Origin of the sequence: Sinomonas atrocyanea, assembly GCF_030811715.1 — a bacterium.
Taxonomy (GTDB): domain Bacteria; phylum Actinomycetota; class Actinomycetes; order Actinomycetales; family Micrococcaceae; genus Sinomonas; species Sinomonas atrocyanea_A.
Genome location: NZ_JAUSRH010000025.1, coordinates 1 through 2,139, shown reverse-complemented (window position 1 = coordinate 2,139; position 2,139 = coordinate 1). Strand labels below are relative to the sequence as shown.

Genomic DNA, 2,139 nt, shown 5'->3' with positions numbered 1-2,139 from the left:
TGTCGTCGGCGCTCGAAAACTGGGCAGTAGCGGCGCTCGAAAAGTGAACACTCGACGATTGGAGAGTGATCACTTTGGAGGACTGGGCGTTGATCCGCCGGCTTGCCGCGGAGGGTGAGCCGAAGGCGAGGATAGCGGCGAGGCTGGGGATCTCGCGGACCACGGTCATCAAGGCGGTGGCGTCGGACGCGCCGCCGCGGTATGAGCGCTCGGCGAGGCCGACGTCGTTCACGCCGTTCGAAGCGCGGGTGCGGGAGCTGCTGGCCGAGACACCCGAGATGCCGGCGACCGTATTGGCTGAGCGGGTCGGGTGGGAGGGCTCGATCCGGTGGTTCCGGGACAACGTGCGCCGACTGCGGCCGGAGCAGCAGCGGATCGACCCGGCGGACCGGCTGGAGTGGGCGGCCGGGGACGCGGCCCAGTGTGATCTGTGGTTCCCGCCGCGGCGGATCCCGCTGGAAGACGGCACGGCGAAGCTGCTGCCGGTGCTGGTGATCACCCCGGCGCATTCCCGGTTCATGACGGGCAGGATGATCCCGACCCGCAGGACCGAGGACCTGCTGCTGGGCTCGTGGGAGCTGATCCAGCAGATCGGAAGGGTTCCGCGCCGGCTGCTCTGGGACAACGAGCCCGGCATCGGCCGCGGCAGGCGCCACGCGGACGGTGTCGACGCGTTCATGGGCACCCTGGCGACCAAGCTGGTCCTGCTGCCTCCGCGGGACCCGGAATCCAAAGGCGTCGTGGAGCGGCGCAACGGGTGGTTCGAGACCTCGTTCATGCCCGGCCGGTCGTTCGCCTCGCCTGCGGACTTCGATGAGCAGTTCACCGAGTGGCTGGGCCGGGCGAACCAGCGCATCGTGCGCACCCTCGGGGCGTCCCCGGCCGACCGCCTCGACGCGGACCGGACCGCGATGCTGCCGTTGCCGCCGGTCCCGCTGCACCTGGGCTGGCGCAACCGGGTCCGGCTCGGCCGGGACTACTACGTCCGCATCGACACCAACGACTACTCCGTCGACCCGTGCGTGATCGGCCGGATCGTCGATGTGAGCGCAGACCTCGACCGGGTCCGCGTGCGTCTGGACGGGCGGACCGTGGCCGAGCACACACGGGTCTGGGCCCGGGGCACGACCGTCACCGACCCCACGCACGTGGAGGCCGCAGCGCGATTGCGGAAGCAGTTCCAGCAGCCGCGCACCGCGGTCGCCGCGGGCGAGGACCTGACCCGGGACCTCGCCGACTACGACCATGCATTCGGACTGATCGACGGAGGATTCAACTGATGGGCCCGGCGAAGACGACCGAGGCGGCCAAGCAGATCACCTATCTCGCCGCGGCGCTGAAGGCACCCCGGATCAACGAGGCCGCCTCACGCCTGGCCGACCAGGCCCGGGACGCAGGCTGGTCGTTCGAGGACTACCTCGCAGCGGTCCTGGAACGCGAAGTGAGCGCGCGCAACGCCTCAGGGGCGCAGCTGCGGATCAAGGCGGCCGGGTTCCCCGCACGGAAGACGCTCGAAGACTTCGACTGGAACGCACAGCCGACGGCCCGGCCGCAGCTGGCGGCACTGGCCTCAGGCGGATTCCTGCTCGAAGCCCGCAACGTCGTCCTGCTCGGCCCGCCCGGGACAGGGAAGACGCACCTGGCCACCGCTCTAGGAATCATCGCCGCCGGACACGGGCACCGGGTCCTGTTCGCCACCGCAACCGACTGGGTGACCCGCCTCAGTGAGGCGCACCGTCAAGGCCGGCTGCCCCAGGAGCTCGCCCGACTGCGCCGCTACGGGCTGATCATCGTCGACGAGGTCGGCTACCTGCCGTTCGAGCAGGACGCCGCGAACCTCTTCTTCCAGCTCGTCTCGTCCCGATACGAACACGCCTCGCTGATCCTCACCTCGAACCTCCCGTTCAGCGGATGGGGCGGGGTCTTCGGCGACCAGGCCGTCGCCGCAGCGATGATCGACCGCATCGTCCACCACGCCGACGTCCTCACCCTCAAGGGCGCCAGCTACCGGCTCCGCGGACGCGGCATCGACAGCCTCCCCAGCATCCGCACCACCACCGACGAAACCAGCGGCTAAACTGCCTGCACCCGTTCACTTTTCAAGCGCCGAAAGCGTCCAAGATTCAAGCGCCGCCGACA

The 2,139-nt window shown here is 69.7% G+C and carries 2 protein-coding genes; both read left to right on the top strand.

Features of this window, described 5'->3' with window-relative positions:
- Positions 1–65 precede the first annotated feature (65 nt).
- The gene (gene istA, locus J2W21_RS19730; protein ID WP_307116219.1) at positions 66–1,280 is read left to right on the top strand and encodes an IS21 family transposase; all 1,215 of its coding nucleotides are present in this window, start codon (positions 66–68) and stop codon (positions 1,278–1,280) included.
- Positions 1,280–2,077, top strand: a complete 798-nt coding sequence (istB, locus tag J2W21_RS19725) for an IS21-like element helper ATPase IstB (protein ID WP_307116218.1) — start codon at positions 1,280–1,282, stop codon at positions 2,075–2,077. Before istA ends, istB begins: the two co-directional genes overlap by 1 nt.
- Positions 2,078–2,139: the final 62 nt, after the last annotated feature.

Coding starts and splice junctions, on each gene's coding strand:
- istB (WP_307116218.1), top strand. CDS start 1,280: ATGGGCCCGGCGAAGACGACCGAGGCGGCCAAGCAGATCACCTATCTC.